Here is an 18,518-nt window from a genome sequence, read left to right as displayed (position 1 = left end):
CTTGCGCTCGGTGCTCGGTTTTTGCCGTTCTCTCGATTTGTAAAACCCGCTAGTCTGCAAGCGGTTTAGGGAGCGCGCACCGGGGCGATGGCGATTGTGCAGACATGGATGTTGGCGCTCGCGCTCAACGGGCAGCAGCCCCCGGCGCCTGCCGTCGCCATGCCGCAGATGGTCGTCGTATGCGACGCGCCGCCCACTGCCACCACCGCCACCCTGCTGCCGCAGGGCCAGGCCGCCGGCGCGCGCACGCTGATGCGCAGCGGCGAAGATGGGGCGGACGCCGCGCTGGACCTGCTGCTGGGTTCGGGTGCCGACGCGGCCACGGTATCTGCGGCCGACACGCGCCAGCTTGCCGAATATTGCCTGATCGCGGGCGAGGCGATGCGCCGTGCGCGCGCAGGCAGCCAGGCACGCGCTTTGGCGTTTCTGCGGACCGCGCTCGATCTCGCCGACACAGCGGGCGATGCGCCGCTCGCCGCGCGGGCCGCGTGGGAGGGGGCGCTGGCACTGGCCGGTGGCGCTCCGCCGAGCGGATCGGGCGTCCGGCGCGGCAGCTTGGGGGCAATGCGCTCGACAGCGGCCCGCGCCATCCCCGGTTGTGCAGGCGTACAGGGCGCGATCGAGGCTTCGGCACGCAGGCTGGAAGCCGCCTTCGCCTGCGCCCTCAACCGGGCAGTGCTGGCGGACGATCCCCGGCTCACCGCGCTGGCGGCGCTGCGGCTGGCGCGGCTGGAAAAGGCGCGCAAAGCCGATGCGGCAGGGTCGATCGCGCGGGGACTGGACGCCGCCACCAGAATGCAGGACGTGGCCGAGCGTGCGGTGCTGCAGCGCGGGTTGCTGATGCTCGCCTGCGATGCCGGACTTTGCGCCGGCGAGACGGCCGACAGCGGCGTGCGCGCATTCGCAGCGACGTTGGGCACGGACGACAGCGCCTCGCTTGCCGCGGTTCGCGGTCGCATTGCGCTGGCGCGCGGCGATGCACAGGCTGCGCGTGGTCTGCTGCGCCGCGCGGTGTTCCTGGAAAGCCAACAGCCGCTGCCGCAGCATCTGCCGCAATATTCGCTCTATCTGGCCGATGCCGAGCCTGGACGTGCGGGCGAGCATGTGCTGGCCGCCTATCGCGCGCTGGAGCGGGTTCGCACCGTGCTGATGCCGGTCGATCCCCTGACCGAGGAAAGCCGGTTCGATCTGGTCGTCCGCCCGGTGTTCGAACGCGCGATCGGCACGACGCTGGGCGGCGCGGGCGATGACGCGGCGGCGCTGGGCGAGGCGCAGCGGATCGCCGAGGCCTATCGTTCGGCCGAATTGCAGAACAGTCTGGGGGCCGAATGCGTGCCGTTGCGCAATCCGGTGACACCTGCCGACCTGCAGCCAAGCGAGGTGCTGCTCTACCCGCTGCTGCTCGAGGACCGGGTCGAATTGCTCTATGCCACGGGCGGCGAAAGCGAACGCCGCTATCGCCGGATGCCGCCCGATCGGAGCATCAATCGCGCGAGCATCGCCGCGCTGGCGCAGCGCATGACGACATCGCTGAGCGGCGAAAGCGACGACTGGGAGGCGGCTTCGCAAGCGCTGTATGCCGCGCTGATCGCTCCGATCGCGGACAAGCTCCAGCCCGGCGGCACCCTGGTCATCGTCCCCGATGGGCCGCTGCGCCAGATCAGCTTTGCCGCGCTGATCGATGCCCAAGGCACCTTCCTCATGGAAAAGGTGCAACTCGCGGTCGTCCCCGCGCTGAGCTTTGCCGCGCCAGGAACGCGCGACACCGACCCCTCGATCATCGCCGCCTCGCTCGAGAAGGAAATGGATCTGGCCGTCGGGCGCTTCACCCGTCTGGAAGGCACCGCTGCCGAAGCCACGATGGCGGCGGGCGACGACGGCGTGTTGCTGACCGATTTCACGCGGGCATCGCTCGCGGGTGCGCTGGCGCGGCGTCCGGCGAGCGTGCTGCACCTTGCGACTCACGCCGCGTTCAATGGCCGCACCGAGCGCTCGTTCATCGTTGCCGACAACGAGGCGATCACTTTGCCCGATCTGCGCGCGATGCTCAGCGCCAACCAGCTTCGCGGCGAAGCGCTGCAGCTGCTGGTGCTCAGCGCCTGCGAAACCGCGGTGGGCGACGATGATCAGGCGATGGGGCTCGCAGGCGCGGCGGTCGAGGCTGGCGCGGCAAGCGCGCTGGCGTCGCTGTGGGAGGTCAATGATGCCGGCACCGCGGCCTTGATGGAGGCGTTCTACACGCATTATCGCGCAGGCGTGGGCCGTGCCCGCGCGCTGCAGCTGGCGCAGATCGATCTGGCGCGCGGGGCCGACGGGCAATGGGCCGATCCGGGCATCTGGAGTGCGTTCACGCTTGTGGGGAGCTGGCGATGAGGCCGATCCACCGCGCTTTGCTCGCGTCGGCGCTGGCGCTGCAGGCCGGGCTGCTGGCCGCGCAGGAGGCGATCGACACCCAGACCGCGATCCACCCCGATACCCTCGCCTCGCTCAGCACCGGCACAACCGCGATTGCCGACGGCGCGGTCACCATGATCGGCGGCGGGGTACGCGCTGGCGACAATCTCTTTCACAGCTTTGCCCGGTTCAGCTTGGCCGAAGGCGATATCGCGCGCTGGACCGCGAGCGATGCGCTCACCATCCGCAACGTCATCAACCGCGTCACCGGCGGCGAGGGCTCGTTCATCGGCGGCACGATCGATGCGAGCGCGATGCCGGGGGCGGATTTCTTCTTTCTGAACCCGGCGGGCATCATCTTCGGTGATGGCGCCTTTGTCGATGTCGGCGGCACCGCGCACTTCTCGACCGCGCACCAGCTCGGTTTTGCCGATGGCAGTGTGCTGGTCAGCGGCACCGCATCGGGATCGTCCTTCAGCATGGCAGCACCTGCGCGCTTCGGGTTTCTGGGCAACAACCAGCCGATTTTCACCACAAGGCTCGACGCGTCGGATGATTTCATCTTCGGCATTCGCGCTGGACATCTGACGCTCAGCGCCAGCGACATCGTCGTGTTCGATACCTTCGTCACCGCCGAACGGATGTCTGTCGCCGCTGTGGGCGGTGGTGTGACCGATCTGCCATTGGGCCCAGGCATGACCTCCACGGCTTTGAGCGGCAGCATCCTGATTTTCGGCGGGTCGATTCTCGCGGATGGTGAGGGAGGCGGTCGCCTTGACCTAGCGGCTGGCGAAATCCTGCTCGCGGATCGTGGAACGATCGAGGTCCTCGCGCAGCAATCGCCAAGCCCCGCTTTGCGGGTGGTGGCCAACCGGCTTGAGGTAGTCGACGGCGATCTAAGGGTTGCCAGCCTGCCGGGTGTCGACGAGCTCGGCGGTGACATGCACATCGATGCGAACCAGATCATTGTTAGACCAATGGGCTCCATTAGCATTGTGAGCACCATCGAAGGTGGCGGCGGTTCCATCCGGCTCAACGCGCAGCATCTGCTGGTCGAAGGCGGCAATATTGAGGCGCGCGGCAGCTCGGCACCTGGCCGGTCGGTCGGGAACATCCACGTCCGCGCAGATCTGGTAGAGATCGTCGAGATCGGTCTGATCAGCACCACTCTGTCCGATTCCGATGGGCAGCCCGTGGGCACGACGGGCAACATCGTCATCGATGCTGGTCGACTTTTCATGGATACCACCGGGCTAATCCTGGCCGAAAATCAGGCCCCGAATGCATCTGGTCCGGGATCGATCACGATCCGTGCTGGCTCGATGAAGATCACATTGGGTCGGATATCCACGCGTACCGAAACCGCGACTGCGGCTGGGCCGATCGACATCACGGTCGGCGGATTGCTCGAACTGGATGGCTTTGGCGGCATCCAGTCGATCAGCGAGGGGCTGGGCGACGCGGGAGCGATTTCCATTCGTGCAGGCGCGATCCGGATGATCAACAATATCGGCGGCCCCACGATATCGTCCGAGACACGGATCCCGCGGCCCCAGGAAATCGAGGACATCAACGATTATACAGGGTCCGCGGGCCGGATCCTGATCGAAACCGGGAAGCTCGATGTCATCGGCAGGGGCACCGGCATCTCGACCTCTTCCACCAGCTTCGGCAATGCCGGCGACATCGTCATTCGCGCAGACCAGATGACGATCGCGGATGGCGGCAGCATTTCATCGGCGGCGCTGTCGCTCAACCTGTTCGATGAGGAAAGAGGCTCGTTCATCGTCACGCCGGGCCCGGGCCGGGCGGGCACGATTGCCATCGATGCAGGCCAGTTGCTGGCAGTCACGGACGGGACGATCTCGACAGCGACCGAAGGCTTTGGCGATGCGGGCGCGGTGACCTTGCTGGCGGAGCGGATCATGCTGGGGCAGGGCAGCCGGATCAGCTCGGATGCCTCCAGCCTGGCGCCGGGGCAGGCCGGAACGGTGGTGCTGATTGGACGCGATATCGCGCTCGCCGACGGGGCGCAGGTGACGACCGGCTCGCAGAACGCAATCACCGCTGGAAATATCGTGCTGTTGGCCGAAGATTCCATCACGGTCACCGCTAGCCAGATCGCCAGCACCAACGGCGCAATGGCCAGCACAGGCGGGGCAGCAGGCAATATCGCCGTCTCCGCGCCACGCATCACCTTGGGGCCGGGCGGCACGATCACCACCAGTTCGATGCTCGGCGCTGCGGGGCAGATCGAGCTGGCGCTGCCGGACACCGGCCTGCTCAGACTGGCCGGCGGGGCGAACCCGGCGGTGATCGCCACCTCGTCGGGTCCGGGCACCGGCGGACGGATCAGCATCAGCCGCCCCTATGCGCTGATCGCCGATGGCGCGCGGATCGAGGCGCTGGGGCAGCAGCGCGGGGCGAACGTGCAGCTTGCCACCGATTTCTTCATCCGCTCGGCCGACAACAGCAACCTCTTGCTGGTCGATGGCGATCTGGTGGTCGACAGCCAGGTCGGCAATGTCAGCAGCGGGATCGATACGCCCGACGTCAGCTTCGGAGACGCAGCAGGCGTGCTTGCAGGCCAGTGCCGCGCGGCGCGCAGCAGCGGATCGGTCAGCCGGCTTGCGATCGATGCCGTTGGCCCGCTGGCGCTGGAAAATGGCGATGGCGTCGCCGGGGGATGCCGTTGAACTTCGTCCTGATGCTGGCGTTGCAGGCCGCGCAACCGGTGACACACCCGGTGGCGCCACCGTGCGAACCTGCGCCGATGTCGGCGGAATCCGGGATCGTCAGCTTCTGCTCGGTCGAGGTGCGCGCCGACGAGGCGGTGACCGCGATCGCGACGGCGGACAGCGATGGTCTCGACTTTGGCGGATTTGCGGTCCGCTATCGCAAGGGCGACAGGCTCGACGCCGAATGGGTGCGCCAGCAGGTTGCCGCCAATGGCCTGCTCGGCGCGCCAGTGCCGCTCGACCGGATTGCGGCGGTCGTCCAGCAGATCAGCCTCGCCTATGTCCGCAACGGCTTTGTCAATTCAGGCGTGCTGATCGATCCTGTGACCGATGCGACCGGACATGGCTCGGCGCTGGTGCTGCGCCTGGTCGCCGGCGGGCTGGCACCGGGCGGTGCCGCGGTCGAGTGGCAGGACGGCCACAGCCGCGGTCTGAGCGAGGCCTATGTCCTCGGACGCATGCCGTCGATTCGCAGGCTGCCACTCAACGGCCTGGCCATCGAACGCGATTTCCGCGGCCTCGCTGCCGATGACGCCATCGCCACGGTCAAGGCCGATTTGCAGCCCGGCACGCAACCCGGCGAGGCACGGCTGTCGCTGCTGGTCGATCCGGCGCCGCGCTTTGCGGTGCAGGCGAGCATCGCCAACAGCCGCTCGCCCGCCGTCGGGGGGCTGCGCTTCGGCACCGGGTTCAGTGTGCGCAATGCGCTGATGCCGGGCGACCGGATCGCGCTCGACGCCGGTCTCACCGCCGGGCGGCCCGACATCTTGGCGGACTATGCCGCGCCGTTCATTGACCCTGCAATGACGCTGGACCTGCGCGCCGGCTACAACCGAGCGGCGGTGGTCGATGCGCCGTTGCGCAACCTCAATATTCGCGCGCGCGACTGGTTCGTCGAAGGCGGCTTCGGCCTCACCGTCTGGCAGCGGCCGTTGACGCCCGCTTCCAGCGATGGGCAGGCAGAGGCCAGCGCGCAGGCGGTGATGCTGCGCGCCGGGATCATTCACCGCGAAACCCGCACCTTCCTGCTCGGCCAGCCCTTTTCATTCAGCCCGGGGTCGGTGCGCGGCTTGGCGGAATATACCGCGCTCCGGCTTGGCGCAGACTGGACCCGGCGCAGCTCGGCGACGGTGTGGATCGCGCAGGTCCGCTTCACGCAAGGGCTCGAGGGCAGCCGCTCGGACGTGATCGGCATCGCGGCACCATCGCCCAACTTCAGAAGCTGGACGGGCCAGATCAGCCATGCGCGCCGACTGGGCCGCAGCGGCTTCGAGCTGCGCGCGCGACTCGCCGGGCAATATGGCGAAGGCGCGCTGTATGCGGGCGAGCGCTTCGTTGCCGGTGGTAGCCAGAGCGTGCGTGGCTATCGCGAGAGCCTGCTGCTCGCCGACCGAGGGGTCACCGGGTCGGTGGAGCTGGCGCGTCCGCTGGTGCTGGGGACAGGCGCAAAAGGCGCGCTGGGGCTGCGGTGGGGCACCTTCACCCCCGCCGTGTTCGCCGATGGCGCGGTGGTGCGCAACGCCGATCGGGCTTTCCAGCCCGTTCCCGGCGAGATCGCCAGCATCGGCGCGCAGTTGAGCTGGACCCCGTCGCCCCAGCTCTCTGCTCGCCTTACCTACGGCCATGCCTTGATCGATGCGCCTGTCAGCGGCGACCGCGATCTGCAGGATGATGGACTCTCCTTTGCGCTCGCGTGGAACCTCCGGTTCTAGCGTGTCGAGACCGCGCGGCGGGAACAGGCAGGCGGGGGAACCAAGCGGCCCGGCTCGCGCTATTGCGGTGATAGGAGAAGACGATGGCGAAGGACCTGCACAAGGGCGATCATGTCGAATGGGAGACGAGCCAGGGCAAAACCCGTGGCGTCGTCGAAAAGAAGCAGACCAGCCCGACGCATATCAAGGGTCACAAGGTGGCGGCATCGAAGGACGACCCGCAATTCATCGTCAAGAGCGAGAAATCCGGCAAGAAGGCCGCACACAAGCCCGAGGCGCTGCGCAAGACATCCTGACGCCTGTCCGCTAGAGCCCCGGGTTATCCGGCTGGCGGATACCATGGCGACGCCGGCTGCTCTCTTGCCGAGACGCTGCGACCACGGCACGATCTGTTATCGTGATCCGTCTGAGCGAGGTCTCCATGAAAACCGTCTTCTCCGTGATGCTCGCCATTGCGTTTGCAGCCGTACTGCCCCTGACCGGCTCGCCTTTGGCTGCAGCCCCTGCGGCCACGAGCGAGGCAGCGCTGGGCAAGCGGCTGTTCCTGCGTTGTGCCGCCTGCCATGCGATGACGGCAGCCGGACCGGCCAAGATCGGCCCGCATCTGCAAGGCATCGTGGGGCGCAAGGCTGGCGCAGTGGCGGCATTCAAATATTCGCCTGCGATGAAGAGCTCTGCTGTGGTGTGGAACGAGGCCACGCTCGATGCCTGGCTGCAGCGGCCGCAGGCGGTTGTCCCCGGCACGTCGATGGCCTTTGCCGGGCTGGCGAAACCGGCCGATCGCAAGGCCTTGATCGTCTATCTCAAAAAGCCTGTGCCTTGACCGAAGCGGCTGGCTGATCCGATGCGCCGTACGCTGTATGACAAGCTCTGGGACAGCCATGTCGTCAGGGCGGGCGAGGGCGGCGAAGACCTGCTCTATATCGACCGGCAATTGGTCCACGAGGTCAGCAGCCCGCAGGCATTCCGCGCGCTGGCCGATACCGGACGCGATCTCAGACGGCCCGCAACCCATCTGGCGGTCGCCGATCATGCCGTGCCGACACGCATGCGCGACCGCCCCGCCGCCGATCCCGTGGCCGCCGCACAGATCGCCGAACTCGAAGGCAACGCCCGCGATTTCGGCGTGCGCTATCACCCGTTGAGCGGAGCCGGGCATGGCATCGTGCATGTCATCGGGCCCGAGCAGGGCTTCACCTTGCCTGGCATCACGCTGGTGTGCGGCGACAGCCACACCACCACGCACGGCGCTTTCGGTGCGCTCGCCTTCGGGATCGGTGCGACCGAGTGCGGCACCGTCATGGCGACCCAGTGCCTTGTCCAGAAGCGCACGGCCACGATGCGGGTGGACCTGCAGGGCCAGCTTCCGGTCTGGGCGTCGGCCAAGGACATCGCGCTGGCGCTGATCGCGCGGATCGGCGCGCAGGGCGCGCGCGGCTTTGCGGTGGAATATGCCGGGCCGGTCGTCGCCGCGCTCGACATGGCGGGGCGGATGACGTTGTGCAACATGACGATCGAGGCGGGCAGCCGGGTCGGACTAATCGGTCCCGATGAGACCACCTTTACCTATCTGGAGGGCCGCGCCGGCGCGCCGAAGGGCGCCGACTGGGACCGCGCGGTGGGCTATTGGCGCAGCCTTTGCAGCGATGCCGGTGCGACCTTTGACCGCGTTGTGACGTTCGACGTCTCCGCGATCGAGCCTCATGTGACCTGGGGGACCAGCCCGGATCAGGGCGTGCCCGTTTCGGGTCATGTTCCCGACCCTGACCGCGCCGCACCTGAGGCGCAGGCCCAGATCAAGCGTGCGCTCGACTATATGGGGCTGGCCCCCGGAATGGCACTGGCCGATATCCCCATCGACCGCGTGTTCATCGGTTCGTGCACCAATTCGCGCATCGAGGATCTGCGGATCGCCGCCGGCATCGTGGAAGGTCGCAAGGTCGCGGGCGGCGTTCGCGCGATGGTGGTGCCGGGATCGGCGGCGACCGGAATGCAGGCGGAGGCCGAGGGCCTTGCCAATATCTTTCGCGCCGCCGGGTTCGAGTGGCGCGATGCGGGCTGTTCGATGTGTGTGGCGATGAACGACGACCGCCTGGCGCCAGGCGAGCGCTGCGCCTCGACCAGCAACCGCAATTTCGAGGGACGGCAGGGGCAGGGCGGGCGCACGCACCTGATGAGCCCGGCGAGCGCTGCGGCTGCCGCGATCACCGGGCGCATCGCCGATGTGCGCACGCTGATGGCTGGGACGGACTGAGCCGATGGAACCCTTCATCCGCGTTGTCGGGCGTGCCGCGAGCCTGGCTGAAGACAATATCGATACCGACGTCATCTATCCGGCGCGCTTTCTCACGATCACCGCGCGTGAGGGACTTGGCGCCTATGCCTTTGCTGACCGCGCCTTCCGGCCGAATGGCGCGCCGGTGCTGGTCGCGGGCTCCAATTTCGGCTGCGGGTCGAGCCGCGAGCAGGCGGTCTGGGCGCTATCGGGATGCGGCGTACGCTGCATCATCGCAGCGGGATTTGGCGAAATCTTCTTGGGCAACTGTATCCGCAATGGTGTGCTGCCGGTGACGCTGGACTCGCAAACGGTAGCGCTTCTGCACCGCGCTGCTCAGGCGGGCGACAGCTTCACCGTCGATCTGCAGGCCTGCACCATCGCGGCAGGCGGCCGGCCCGTGATCGGCTTTGTGCTCCCCGAGCCGCAGCGTCAGGCCTTGCTCAACGGATGGGACGAGACATCCGCCATCCTCGCGCGCGATGGCACGCTGATCGACGCATTCGAACGACGCCAACGCGGCGAGCAGCCCTGGCTCTATCCCGAAGCCGACTGACCGCGGCTCAATCCGCAGCCTTGCCCCATTTGCGTTCGAACGCCCAGACGTCCTCGAAGCCGATCAGCGAGCAGAATTCGCCGAAGCTGAACAATCCGTCGGGCTGGCCAATGCCCTGGCTCTTGAGATCGACCAGCGCCTTTTCCATTGCCGCGGCAGCGGCGAGCGAGGTCAGCGACGGGTAGATGGCAAAGGCATAGCCGATTTGGGCCAGCACATCGGCCACCGGCACCGGGCTCGATCCGCCGTTCGACATGTTGGCCATCATCGGCGTGTCGAACGCCGCACAGGCGCGCGCCATCTCCTCCTCGCTTTCCAGCGCCTCGGGAAACAGCACGTCCGCGCCCGCCTTGGCATAAGCCTCGATCCGACGCATCGCGCCGTCGAAGCCCTCGCTCTGCCGCGCGTCGGTGCGCGCGATGATCAGGAAGTTCTCCCGGTCCTCGCGCGCGTCGCTTGCCACCTTGATCTTCTCGACCATGTCCTCGACCGGAATGATCCTGCGATTGGGGGTGTGCCCGCATTTCTTGGGAAACTCCTGATCCTCGATCTGGATCGCGGTGACGCCCGCCTGCTCGTAGCCGCGCACGGTGTGGTGGACGTTGAGCAGCCCGCCATAGCCGGTGTCGCCATCTGCGATGACGGCGGCGTTGCTGGTCCTCACCAAGGTCGCCATGCGATCGCGCATCTCGGTATAGGTGACGATTCCCGCATCGGGCAGGCCATGCGCCGAGGCTGTGAGCCAATAGCCGGTGCCATAGACCAGATCGAAGCCGACCTTGTTGGCGATCACCGCAGCGATCATGTCCTGGATCCCCGGAACAACAAAGAACTGCCCGGAACCGAGCTTGTCGCGCAAGATGGGATTGGCCATGGCGGGGTATTCCTTCCTTAAGGTCATCAGAGGGCTGCGCGATGCAATGGCGCGTGCGGTTCACCCTCGCAGGCCGCGCGAATATCCGCCATGCGGTCTTACCGCCGCAGGAAGCACGGGCTAATGACCGCCAGGCGGATAGTTGATCACCGTGGATTTGCAAGAACGCCGGGGTTCATGCGCTCATCATTCTGTCAGGAGCAAGCCTGTCCGGACAACGAGACAGGCAGCAATATTCGATCCGGGCGCCGTGGCGCGGCGCATGACGGAAAAATGCCAGCGCCACCCGGCCGGGTGTCACATTTGGGGGATACAAGATCATGAAAGCTATGCGTGCTTCGGGCTTTGCCCGTTCGGTTCTGTTCACGAGCGTTGCCCTGGGCAGCATCACCGTTGCCGCGCCGCTCGCCGCGCAGGACATGGCGGCGCAGGAAGATGACAGCCGGCCCGAGATCGTCGTCACCGCGCGGCGCCGTGACGAAGACGTGCAGTCGGTCCCGATCGCGATCAACGCCTATTCGGCCGAAGATCTGGCCGAACGCAACATCCAGAGCCTGGCAGACCTTGGCAATTCGACCCCCGGCGTCGTGATGAACAACATCGCGGGCGGCAACACCCAGACGATCTACATCCGCGGCCTCGCGCCGGGCAACACCGCCAACGACCTCAATGTCGAGGCGAACGTCGGTGTGTTCATCGACGGTATCTACCAGACCAGCCGCAACACCATCGATATCATCTCGGTGCTCGATGTCGGCCAGATCGAAATCGCCAAGGGTCCGCAAAGCGCGCTGTTCGGCCGGTCGACCTTTGCCGGCGCGCTGGCGATCAGCACCGGCAAGCCCACCGAGGATCTGTCGGGCAGCCTGCAGGCCACTGCCGGGATCGACGAGGATTACCGCATTCGCGGCGCGCTTTCGGTTCCGATTTCGGACACCCTCAAGGCCCGCGTCGCCGGGGGCTATGTGACCTATGACGGTTTCGGCAAGAATGCCGCGGCGCCGGGCGACAATCTGGGCGGGTTCGAGAAATATGCCATCTCCGGCGCACTCGAATTCCAGCCGAGCGAGAGCTTCCGCGCGCTGCTGTCGGGCTTCTACACCCATTCGAAGGCCGAGGTCTCGCCGGTCTATGGCCTGCCGATCCGCGATCTCAACTGCGGCAACGTCAACGCCCAGACCGCCTTGCCCCTGCTGTTCTGCGGCGAACTCGAACCGCGCAAGGTCAACGACGTCTCGCCCGGCCTGATGGATACGGTCGCAAAGAACACGCAAGTCTCGCTGCTGCTCGAAGCCCGCATCAAGGGGGTCAAGGCAACCAGCATCACCGGCCTCACCTGGGCCGACAATCGCGGGACCAGCGACTACGACCTCACCTCGGGCGGCACCCAGTTCGGTGTGTGCACGCTTGGCAACCCCACCAATCCCAGCTGCGGCACCAATTTCGGCGCCGCCCCCTATTCGCGGCTGACCAATGTCAACTTCTCGATCGGCACGGTCGAGCGGGTGCGCACCTTCAGCCAGGAAATCCGCATCCAGTCGGACAACAGCTCGCCGTTCCAGTGGATCATGGGTGGCTATTACTTCAACTCGCGCATCCCGCTAGCCGCCGGTGGCCTGGGCGCCGATGGCGCGGGGCTGGCCGCCAACGAGCGGCTGGTGCAGGTCTCGCAGCTCGTGACACCCGCGCCGACCGGGGTCGGACCGTATGATTTTACCGGCAACCTCTTCCTCGTGCCCAACAGCAACACCAGCCAGCTGTTCAGCAGCTATTCCTCGGCGAGTACCAGAACCTTCTCGATCTTCGGCGCACTGGGCTATGAACTGGGCGATCTGCGCTTCAACGCCGAAGCCCGCTACAATTCGGATGTGAAGCAGGCGCAGGTCTTCTCGATCCTCAACCCGACTTTCGCACCAAACGTCAACCAGCCGATCGATGGCACGACTGTTCCGGCGCAGGGTGTGTTCCCAGTGGCAGGAACACGGTTCAAGCGGACGTTCAACAGCTTCACCCCGCGCTTCACGCTGGATTATCGCCCGACCGAGGACATCATGCTCTATGCCTCGGCCGCCAAGGGCGTGCGTTCGGGTGGCTTCAACACCAGCAACCCGGTCAGCGCGACCGGCATCCTCGCCAGCGAAGTGCCGTATGAGGAAGAGACGAACTGGACCTATGAGGCCGGCTTCAAGAGCCGCCTGTTCGACCGGCGCCTGATACTCAACGGGGCGTTCTTCTATGTCGACTGGAAGGACGCGCAGATTTCTGCCTTCACCCAGAACCCCACGGCGGTGAACCCGGTGCGCATCGTCCAGAATGCCGGCGCGCTGCGTGCCAAGGGCTTCGAAATGCTGGCCGAGTTCGACGTGACCGACATGTTCGCGATCGGCGGCAGCTTCATCTATTCGGATCCCAAATTCCGGGCCGGAGCATATGACGCCTCGCAGATTCCGCAGTGCCGGACCGGCACCACGCCTGCGACCTTCGGCAGCGCCAATGGCTGCCCGGCGATCATCGCGGTGCCCACCGCCAATGGCGGCACCCAGTTCGTGCCATCGCTCGAGGGCCTGCGCCCGCAGCGCTCGGTCAAGACACAGTGGAATGTCCATGCCACCGCCGATGTTCCGCTGTCGGACGAGTGGGCGCTGCGTGGCCGGGTGGATGTCAATTACACCGGCCCGTCTTTCAACAACCTGATCAACACGGTCAGCTTCGGCGAGCGCACCCTGGTCAATGGCCGGCTGGCGGTCGAGAGCGACCGGTACAGCTTTGCGTTGTGGGCCAACAACCTGTTCGACAAGGCCTATGTGCAGAACTCGATCAACCAGCCCCGCGCCGGGTTCCCGTCAGCCTTCTCGATCCCCGAAATCTATCTGGGCGAAGGCCGCCGCATCGGCGTGACGGCCGGCGTGAAGTTCTGACGATGAAGTTGCCGGGACAGGGCGTCTTGCCCTGTCCCGGCGGATCGCCAATGACAAGGACATGACAGCACCCATGACACAGACCACGCCGCGCGGCGGAAACGGCTTGGATGCGGCGGCAGTTCGCGACTGGGCGATGCTCGGCGTGGCGGTTGCGCTCGATGTCATGTCGACCTTCATGCCCCGTGCCGACAAGGCCGGCGCCCTGCGCGGGGATCTGCGCAGCGCACATATGGTGCTGGGGGTGATCCTGCTGGTGCTGGCAGGGTGGCGGCTGTGGAGCTGGTATCGCGGCGCATCCGAGCGCGGCAAGGTGGCACTGCCCTCGCCGGTGACGGGCTGGATCACCGCGCTCACCATTTCGGTGCTGCTGATGCAGGTGCTGAACCCTTTGCTGGGCATCGTCACCGGCTGGACCATGGCGATGCTGCCCGGCCAGGAGGGCGGCACGCACACCGTGCTCAACCGCCCGGTCTGGCTGTTCTCTTCGTATTTCCATGCCGCGCTCGGCTTTTGCATGCTGCTGCTCAAGGCGGCGATGGTGCTCACCGGGCTGTACACGCTGCTGCGCTATCGCGCCGGGCTGATCGCCGCTTTCCCGCGCGCGATGGGCTGGCTGGCGTTCCTCGGCATGTCGAACAGCGTGTTCGCGCTCTCCACCTTCAAATCCTATGATCCCGGCCCGACGATGGTCGGCGGCTTCTGGCTGCTGTGCGCGCTCGCCTGGGGGCTGTCGCGGTTGCGCCGCGCGCCTGTCGGTGACAGGCCGGTGGTGGCGCGTGCGCCTGCGTGGCCCGCAGCCTTCGCCGTAGGGCTGATCGCGGTTGCGCTGTATGGCCCGCACGCGATGTTTCGTGTTTCGCCGTTCGAGGCAGCGAGCACAGGCGGGCCTCCCGGTGTGACCTCGCATGCAGCCCCTACGCAGATCGTCTCGCTGCCGCCCGAAACGCCCTATGAGCGCGAGGTGCGATTGAAGACCTTCAAATGGTGCACCTTCTGCCACGCGATGAAGAAGGGCGAGCCGCATATGGCCGGGCCCAATCTCTATGGCATCTTCGGTCAGGAGATCGCATCCGTCCCCAATTTCGCCTATGGCAAGGCGCTGCAGGCGCGCGGGGCGAAGGGCGAGGTGTGGGATGACGCCGCGCTCGATGCGCTGCTCGCCGATCCCGATGCCTTTGCGCCGGGCACGACGATGATCATCTCGTCGGGCAACATCACCGATGCACGCGAGCGCGCGGCGCTGATCAATATCCTCAAGCGCGAAACCGGATCGGTCGCCGCGCCCTGAGGTCCGCGGTGGCTCAGCGCGACCGCTGCTTGCGCCATGCGCGAATGCGGCGCTCTGCATTGGCCTGAATGTCGGCGTAGAACAGGCCGTACTCGTGATAGTGCAGGCTGCCCCCCGGCAAGGCCTTCAGTTCCAGCGCAGGATCGGCATCGACCACCAGAAAGCCGCTGTCGCAGCGTGCCGATACCTTGCCCGCGACCGGCGCGCGCACCGCTCCCTCGCCCGGCTCGCCTGGCACCGCACCTTTTGAGGCGGAGCGGGGAGCGGAAGGCTTGGTCCTGTCGAAGGTCAGCGGGTTGATGCACAGGGGCTCGCGTCCTTCCTCGCGGCCATGAATATGCACGAAGCGCGCCCCTGCAAATCCGCCGAGCATCTTGAGGTCGGCTTGCGTCGTCACCGCGTTCCACGAGGCCACGCATCCGGTGCGCACCGGGGTGTCGCAGGGCTTGAGCGTGGCATAGCGGGTGCCGAAATAGCCGACCGAAAAGTCGATGCCGATCGCGTACGCGGCGATCATCCGCTGCTGCAGCGGCGTGCCGTCGATCCGGTCGGCGAGCAGCCGCATCAGCATCTCGCCGCCCTGGCTGTGGCCGGCGAGAATGAACGGGCGGCCCGCGTTGCGCGAGGCCTGCCATTGGTCGAACGCGGCGAGCACATCTGCATAGGCCAGCGCATAAGCCTTGCCGCCATCGCCCTCCATGAAACGGTCGCGGGTGGCGAGGAACGAGGCCTGGCGGTAGCGCGGGGCAAAGACGTTGCAGCACGCATTGAACACCGCCGCCTGCCGCGCGATGACGCTGGCGTCGGTCCAGGCGTTGACTTTGGCATCGCTCAGGTCCGCGTTCCAACGCTCGGGGGTGCGATAGGTGGTGGGGTGGACGTAGAAGACATCGACCCCCTGCATTCCGGCGGCTGCTTTGCGGCCCTGCGGCACGGTCTGCGCGGGGCCTGTGACCTCTGGCAGCGCAGCCCAGGCGCGGTCTTGCGTGTAATCTGGAGCGGTCGGCTGCGGCTGGCTGTCGAAGGCGGGCGGCGGCGGCGCGCTTTGCGGCGCCTGTGCGCCCGCCGTGCTGCCGGCCAATGCCGCGACGGCACCGATTGCGCTCAAAGTCTTGTTCATCGCTCGATCCCTCTGTAATCCCTGAGCACCATGCTTGCCCAATATCGCGGGCGGCGCCAGAAGATGCACGCTTTGTCCGCAGTGTGGATAGGACTGGGCTCCGTATGGCCCGAAGCGGCTGGCGATGATGGGATGGCGCGATGAACCATGATCTTTCCCGGCGCAGCCTGCTCGGCGCGGCGCTTGCCCTCGGCGCGACGGCCCGCATTCCCGCTCTGGCCAGTCCGTCGGCTCCGGCAGTGTTCGATGTCGCCCTGCCATCGGGGAGGGTCTGCCGCACATGGCGCTACGACGCGGTGGGGCAGCAGCGCGGAACGGTACTCTTCGGCCATGGCGCGGCCTCGGCTCCCTGGAAATACGAAGCGCTTTTCAAGCCTTGGACGCAGGCGGGATATCGCGTGCTCGCCCCGCTGCACGTCGATTCGACCGATCACCCCGACCGCGCGAAGTTCGTCGGGTTGGAGAGCTGGGCGGCGCGGATCGAGGATATGCGCGGCGTCACCGCGACCATCGAGGGGAAGCATTATGTCGCTGCCGGTCATTCCTATGGCGGGCTTGCGGCGCTGGCTTTGGGCGGCGCGCGGCCGATGCTGCCCGACGGGGTCGCCGGGACGCTTCGTGATCCGCGCGCCAAATTGGTGCTGGCGTTCTCGCCGCCTGGAGCGATGGCTCCCCTGATTGACGCTGCCGGCTATGCCGGGCTCGCCGTCCCCGCGCTGATCCAGACCGGCACCGCCGACATCCCGCCGGGGGCCGATGGTTGGAACAGCCACCTGCTGGCATTCGAATCCGCGGCCAAGACCGGGGAACGGTTCGGTCTGGTGCTCGATGGGGTCGACCATTATTTCGGCGGCGCGATCTGCCGTCCGGAACTGCCGGGCCCCAAGCAGCTAGCTCAGCTCGACCGCGCGGCTGCGTTGTCGCTGGTGATGCTGCGGGGCTGGATGCACGACGATGCCGCCGCGCGCGATCACCTTGCCGCGCTGGTCGGCGAACGGCCCGGCGAGACGCTGATGCGGCGCTAGTTCACTGCGATATCGGCGATCGTCGCGCGATAGCTCTCGTCGCTTTCCTGCGCCGCCGCTTCGCTCGCTTCCTTGCGCGCCAGATAGAACAACCGGTCGAGGAAATCCTGGCGATAGGCCTCGCGCGCCTGCAGAGCCTCGTCGTCGAGCTTGAGCGCATCGATCCCCTCGGCCAGATTGATGCCGTGCATCCTGGCGACGCGTTCCTGCGCGTCCATCCGGTCGCGCAGCATGCACACCTCGCCCGCCAGCACCATGATCATCGACAGCGTCTGGTCGAGCCCCGGTTGGCTGTAGAATTGCGGGCGCTTGCCCTTGGCGTCTTTGATGACGTGCGGGCGATCGGTGGGTTGGGTCATTGGGATTTTCCTTGATGTCAGGCCGCTGCGGCCAGATCGACCGGCTTGTGCGCGATCAGCACTTCCCAGCCGCCGCCGGGAGCGAACTCGCCCGCGGTGAATTCGCGATCGGCAACGCTCTCGGTCGCGTCGGCCGCATAACCGTCGCCCATGAACTCCATGATCGCCATCGGCGCGGTGGTGAACTGGGTGGCGCCCGGCGGAAAACCGGCGGCTTCGGACAACGCGATCTGGTCCATGTCGCGCATCGCTCCCCAGAACGGCTCGTTGTTGTACCAGGTCTCGTTGTCGAGGATGAACTGGGTGAACGGGTCCATCAGGTCGAATGGCGGCAGATCGGCGTGGATCACCAGCCCGCCGGGGGAGAGCAGGCGATAGGCTTCCTTGAAGATCCGCGGCATCGCCTTGCCGCTGGTTTCGTGCAGCAGGATGTGGCTGACGACGAGGTCGAAATGCCCATCGGGAAAGCTGGTCTCCTCGGCGTTCATCTGCGCGAAGTTGACCTCATGCCCCAAAGCCGCAGCGCGGGCATGGGCATAGCGGATGCACGGGCCGCCGACATCGATCCCCCAGACCTCGGCCTCGGGGAAATATTCCTTGTAGGGCAAGGTCGAGTGGCCGACGGTGCAGCCCATGTCGAGAATCCGGCGCGGCTGAAAATCGGGTCGGTTGCGCCGGAGATAGTTGCACACCGATCGGCCCATGTCGTCGTTGTGCGGCCCGCCATAGCCCATCGAATACAGGAACACGCCGCGGTCGTAGAGCACGCCGACCGACACGTCGTCTTCGCACACCTCGCTGGCATAGCCGCCGGGCATGCAGTGGATGTCGAGCGCGGTGACATAGCGAGGCGGCACGAAGCCTTCGGGCATGACCAGCTGCGCGCTGGTCGAGGCGCTCAGCGCCTTGGCCTTTTCGATCAGCTCGGGCAGTTCGCGCTCGACCGAGAGGTTGGTGGCCTCCCACAACAGCTCCTGCGCGATGCGGTTGATCGAGGCATAGAGCTGGAAATAGGGATCGGGCACCATCGCGTTGCGGATGTCGCGCCGGTCTTCGGGCTGGCGCCCATGTTCGCGTTCGAACGCCTTGGAAGCGCGCGCCTGATAGATCGGGGCCAGGCCCGGAAGCAGGCCCGATTGGATGTAGCCCTTGAGGCTCTTGGCGAATTCCTGGCGCGACGCCTCGTCATGCGTCGGCACGGGCAGCATCGCATGGTGCGCCTGCTGAAAGCAGTTGAGCATAAGCCAATCTCCCTA

At 66.5% G+C, this 18,518-nt stretch carries 14 protein-coding genes; 10 read left to right on the top strand and 4 right to left on the bottom strand.

Going from position 1 to position 18,518, the window contains the following annotated elements:
- Positions 1-96: 96 nt before the first annotated feature.
- The 7 genes from QUV11_RS05850 (at position 97) to QUV11_RS05820 (ending at position 9,675) form a co-directional block, all read left to right on the top strand.
- Positions 97-2,373, top strand: coding sequence for a CHAT domain-containing protein (locus tag QUV11_RS05850; protein ID WP_300881037.1), 2,277 nt, complete (start codon positions 97-99; stop codon positions 2,371-2,373).
- Positions 2,370-5,090, top strand: a complete 2,721-nt coding sequence (locus QUV11_RS05845; protein ID WP_300881036.1) for a filamentous hemagglutinin N-terminal domain-containing protein — start codon at positions 2,370-2,372, stop codon at positions 5,088-5,090. Before QUV11_RS05850 ends, QUV11_RS05845 begins: the two co-directional genes overlap by 4 nt.
- A complete protein-coding gene (locus QUV11_RS05840; protein WP_300881035.1) occupies positions 5,087-6,844 on the top strand; it encodes a ShlB/FhaC/HecB family hemolysin secretion/activation protein in 1,758 nt (585 codons plus the stop codon). The genes QUV11_RS05845 and QUV11_RS05840 overlap by 4 nt, the downstream gene beginning before the upstream one ends.
- Positions 6,845-6,927: 83 nt before the next feature.
- Complete coding sequence (locus QUV11_RS05835) at positions 6,928-7,140, top strand: DUF2945 domain-containing protein (RefSeq protein ID WP_300881034.1); 213 nt, start codon at positions 6,928-6,930, stop codon at positions 7,138-7,140.
- A gap of 125 nt (positions 7,141-7,265) precedes the next feature.
- The gene (locus QUV11_RS05830) at positions 7,266-7,667 is read left to right on the top strand and encodes a c-type cytochrome (protein ID WP_300881033.1); all 402 of its coding nucleotides are present in this window, start codon (positions 7,266-7,268) and stop codon (positions 7,665-7,667) included.
- A gap of 21 nt (positions 7,668-7,688) precedes the next feature.
- The gene (gene leuC / locus QUV11_RS05825) at positions 7,689-9,098 is read left to right on the top strand and encodes a 3-isopropylmalate dehydratase large subunit (protein ID WP_300881032.1); all 1,410 of its coding nucleotides are present in this window, start codon (positions 7,689-7,691) and stop codon (positions 9,096-9,098) included.
- A 4-nt stretch (positions 9,099-9,102) separates the two neighbouring features.
- Positions 9,103-9,675: a 3-isopropylmalate dehydratase small subunit gene (locus QUV11_RS05820; protein ID WP_300881031.1), complete on the top strand. Its 573-nt coding sequence runs from the start codon at positions 9,103-9,105 to the stop codon at positions 9,673-9,675.
- Between the two features lie 7 nt (positions 9,676-9,682).
- On the opposite strand, the gene QUV11_RS05815 is transcribed toward QUV11_RS05820, so the two are convergent.
- Positions 9,683-10,549: an isocitrate lyase/PEP mutase family protein gene (locus QUV11_RS05815; protein WP_300881030.1), complete on the bottom strand. Its 867-nt coding sequence runs from the start codon at positions 10,547-10,549 to the stop codon at positions 9,683-9,685.
- A 320-nt stretch (positions 10,550-10,869) separates the two neighbouring features.
- Here QUV11_RS05815 and QUV11_RS05810 point away from each other — a divergent pair, with 320 nt between their 5' ends.
- Positions 10,870-13,467 carry a TonB-dependent receptor gene (locus QUV11_RS05810; protein WP_300881029.1) on the top strand — a complete coding sequence of 866 codons (2,598 nt, stop codon included), beginning with the start codon at positions 10,870-10,872 and terminating at the stop codon, positions 13,465-13,467.
- Positions 13,468-13,540: 73 nt separating this feature from the next.
- Positions 13,541-14,758, top strand: coding sequence for a hypothetical protein (locus QUV11_RS05805; RefSeq protein ID WP_300881028.1), 1,218 nt, complete (start codon positions 13,541-13,543; stop codon positions 14,756-14,758).
- Positions 14,759-14,771: 13 nt separating this feature from the next.
- On the opposite strand, the gene QUV11_RS05800 is transcribed toward QUV11_RS05805, so the two are convergent.
- The gene (locus tag QUV11_RS05800; RefSeq protein WP_300881027.1) at positions 14,772-15,878 is read right to left on the bottom strand and encodes a DUF3089 domain-containing protein; all 1,107 of its coding nucleotides are present in this window, start codon (positions 15,876-15,878) and stop codon (positions 14,772-14,774) included.
- 140 nt (positions 15,879-16,018) lie between these two features.
- Here QUV11_RS05800 and QUV11_RS05795 point away from each other — a divergent pair, with 140 nt between their 5' ends.
- The gene (locus QUV11_RS05795) at positions 16,019-16,903 is read left to right on the top strand and encodes an alpha/beta hydrolase (protein WP_300881026.1); all 885 of its coding nucleotides are present in this window, start codon (positions 16,019-16,021) and stop codon (positions 16,901-16,903) included.
- Here the strand turns inward: QUV11_RS05795 and QUV11_RS05790 are convergent.
- Complete coding sequence (locus QUV11_RS05790) at positions 16,900-17,262, bottom strand: hypothetical protein (protein WP_300881025.1); 363 nt, start codon at positions 17,260-17,262, stop codon at positions 16,900-16,902. The genes QUV11_RS05795 and QUV11_RS05790 overlap by 4 nt on opposite strands.
- A gap of 17 nt (positions 17,263-17,279) precedes the next feature.
- Positions 17,280-18,503 (bottom strand): class I SAM-dependent methyltransferase, encoded by a 1,224-nt coding sequence (locus QUV11_RS05785; protein ID WP_300881024.1) that lies wholly within the window; start codon positions 18,501-18,503, stop codon positions 17,280-17,282.
- Positions 18,504-18,518 lie beyond the last annotated feature (15 nt).

It is taken from the genome of Blastomonas sp. (assembly GCF_030373265.1).
GTDB lineage: Bacteria > Pseudomonadota > Alphaproteobacteria > Sphingomonadales > Sphingomonadaceae > Blastomonas.
Note: the sequence above shows the minus strand (reverse complement) of the source record. Positions and strands in the feature narration are given on the sequence as shown.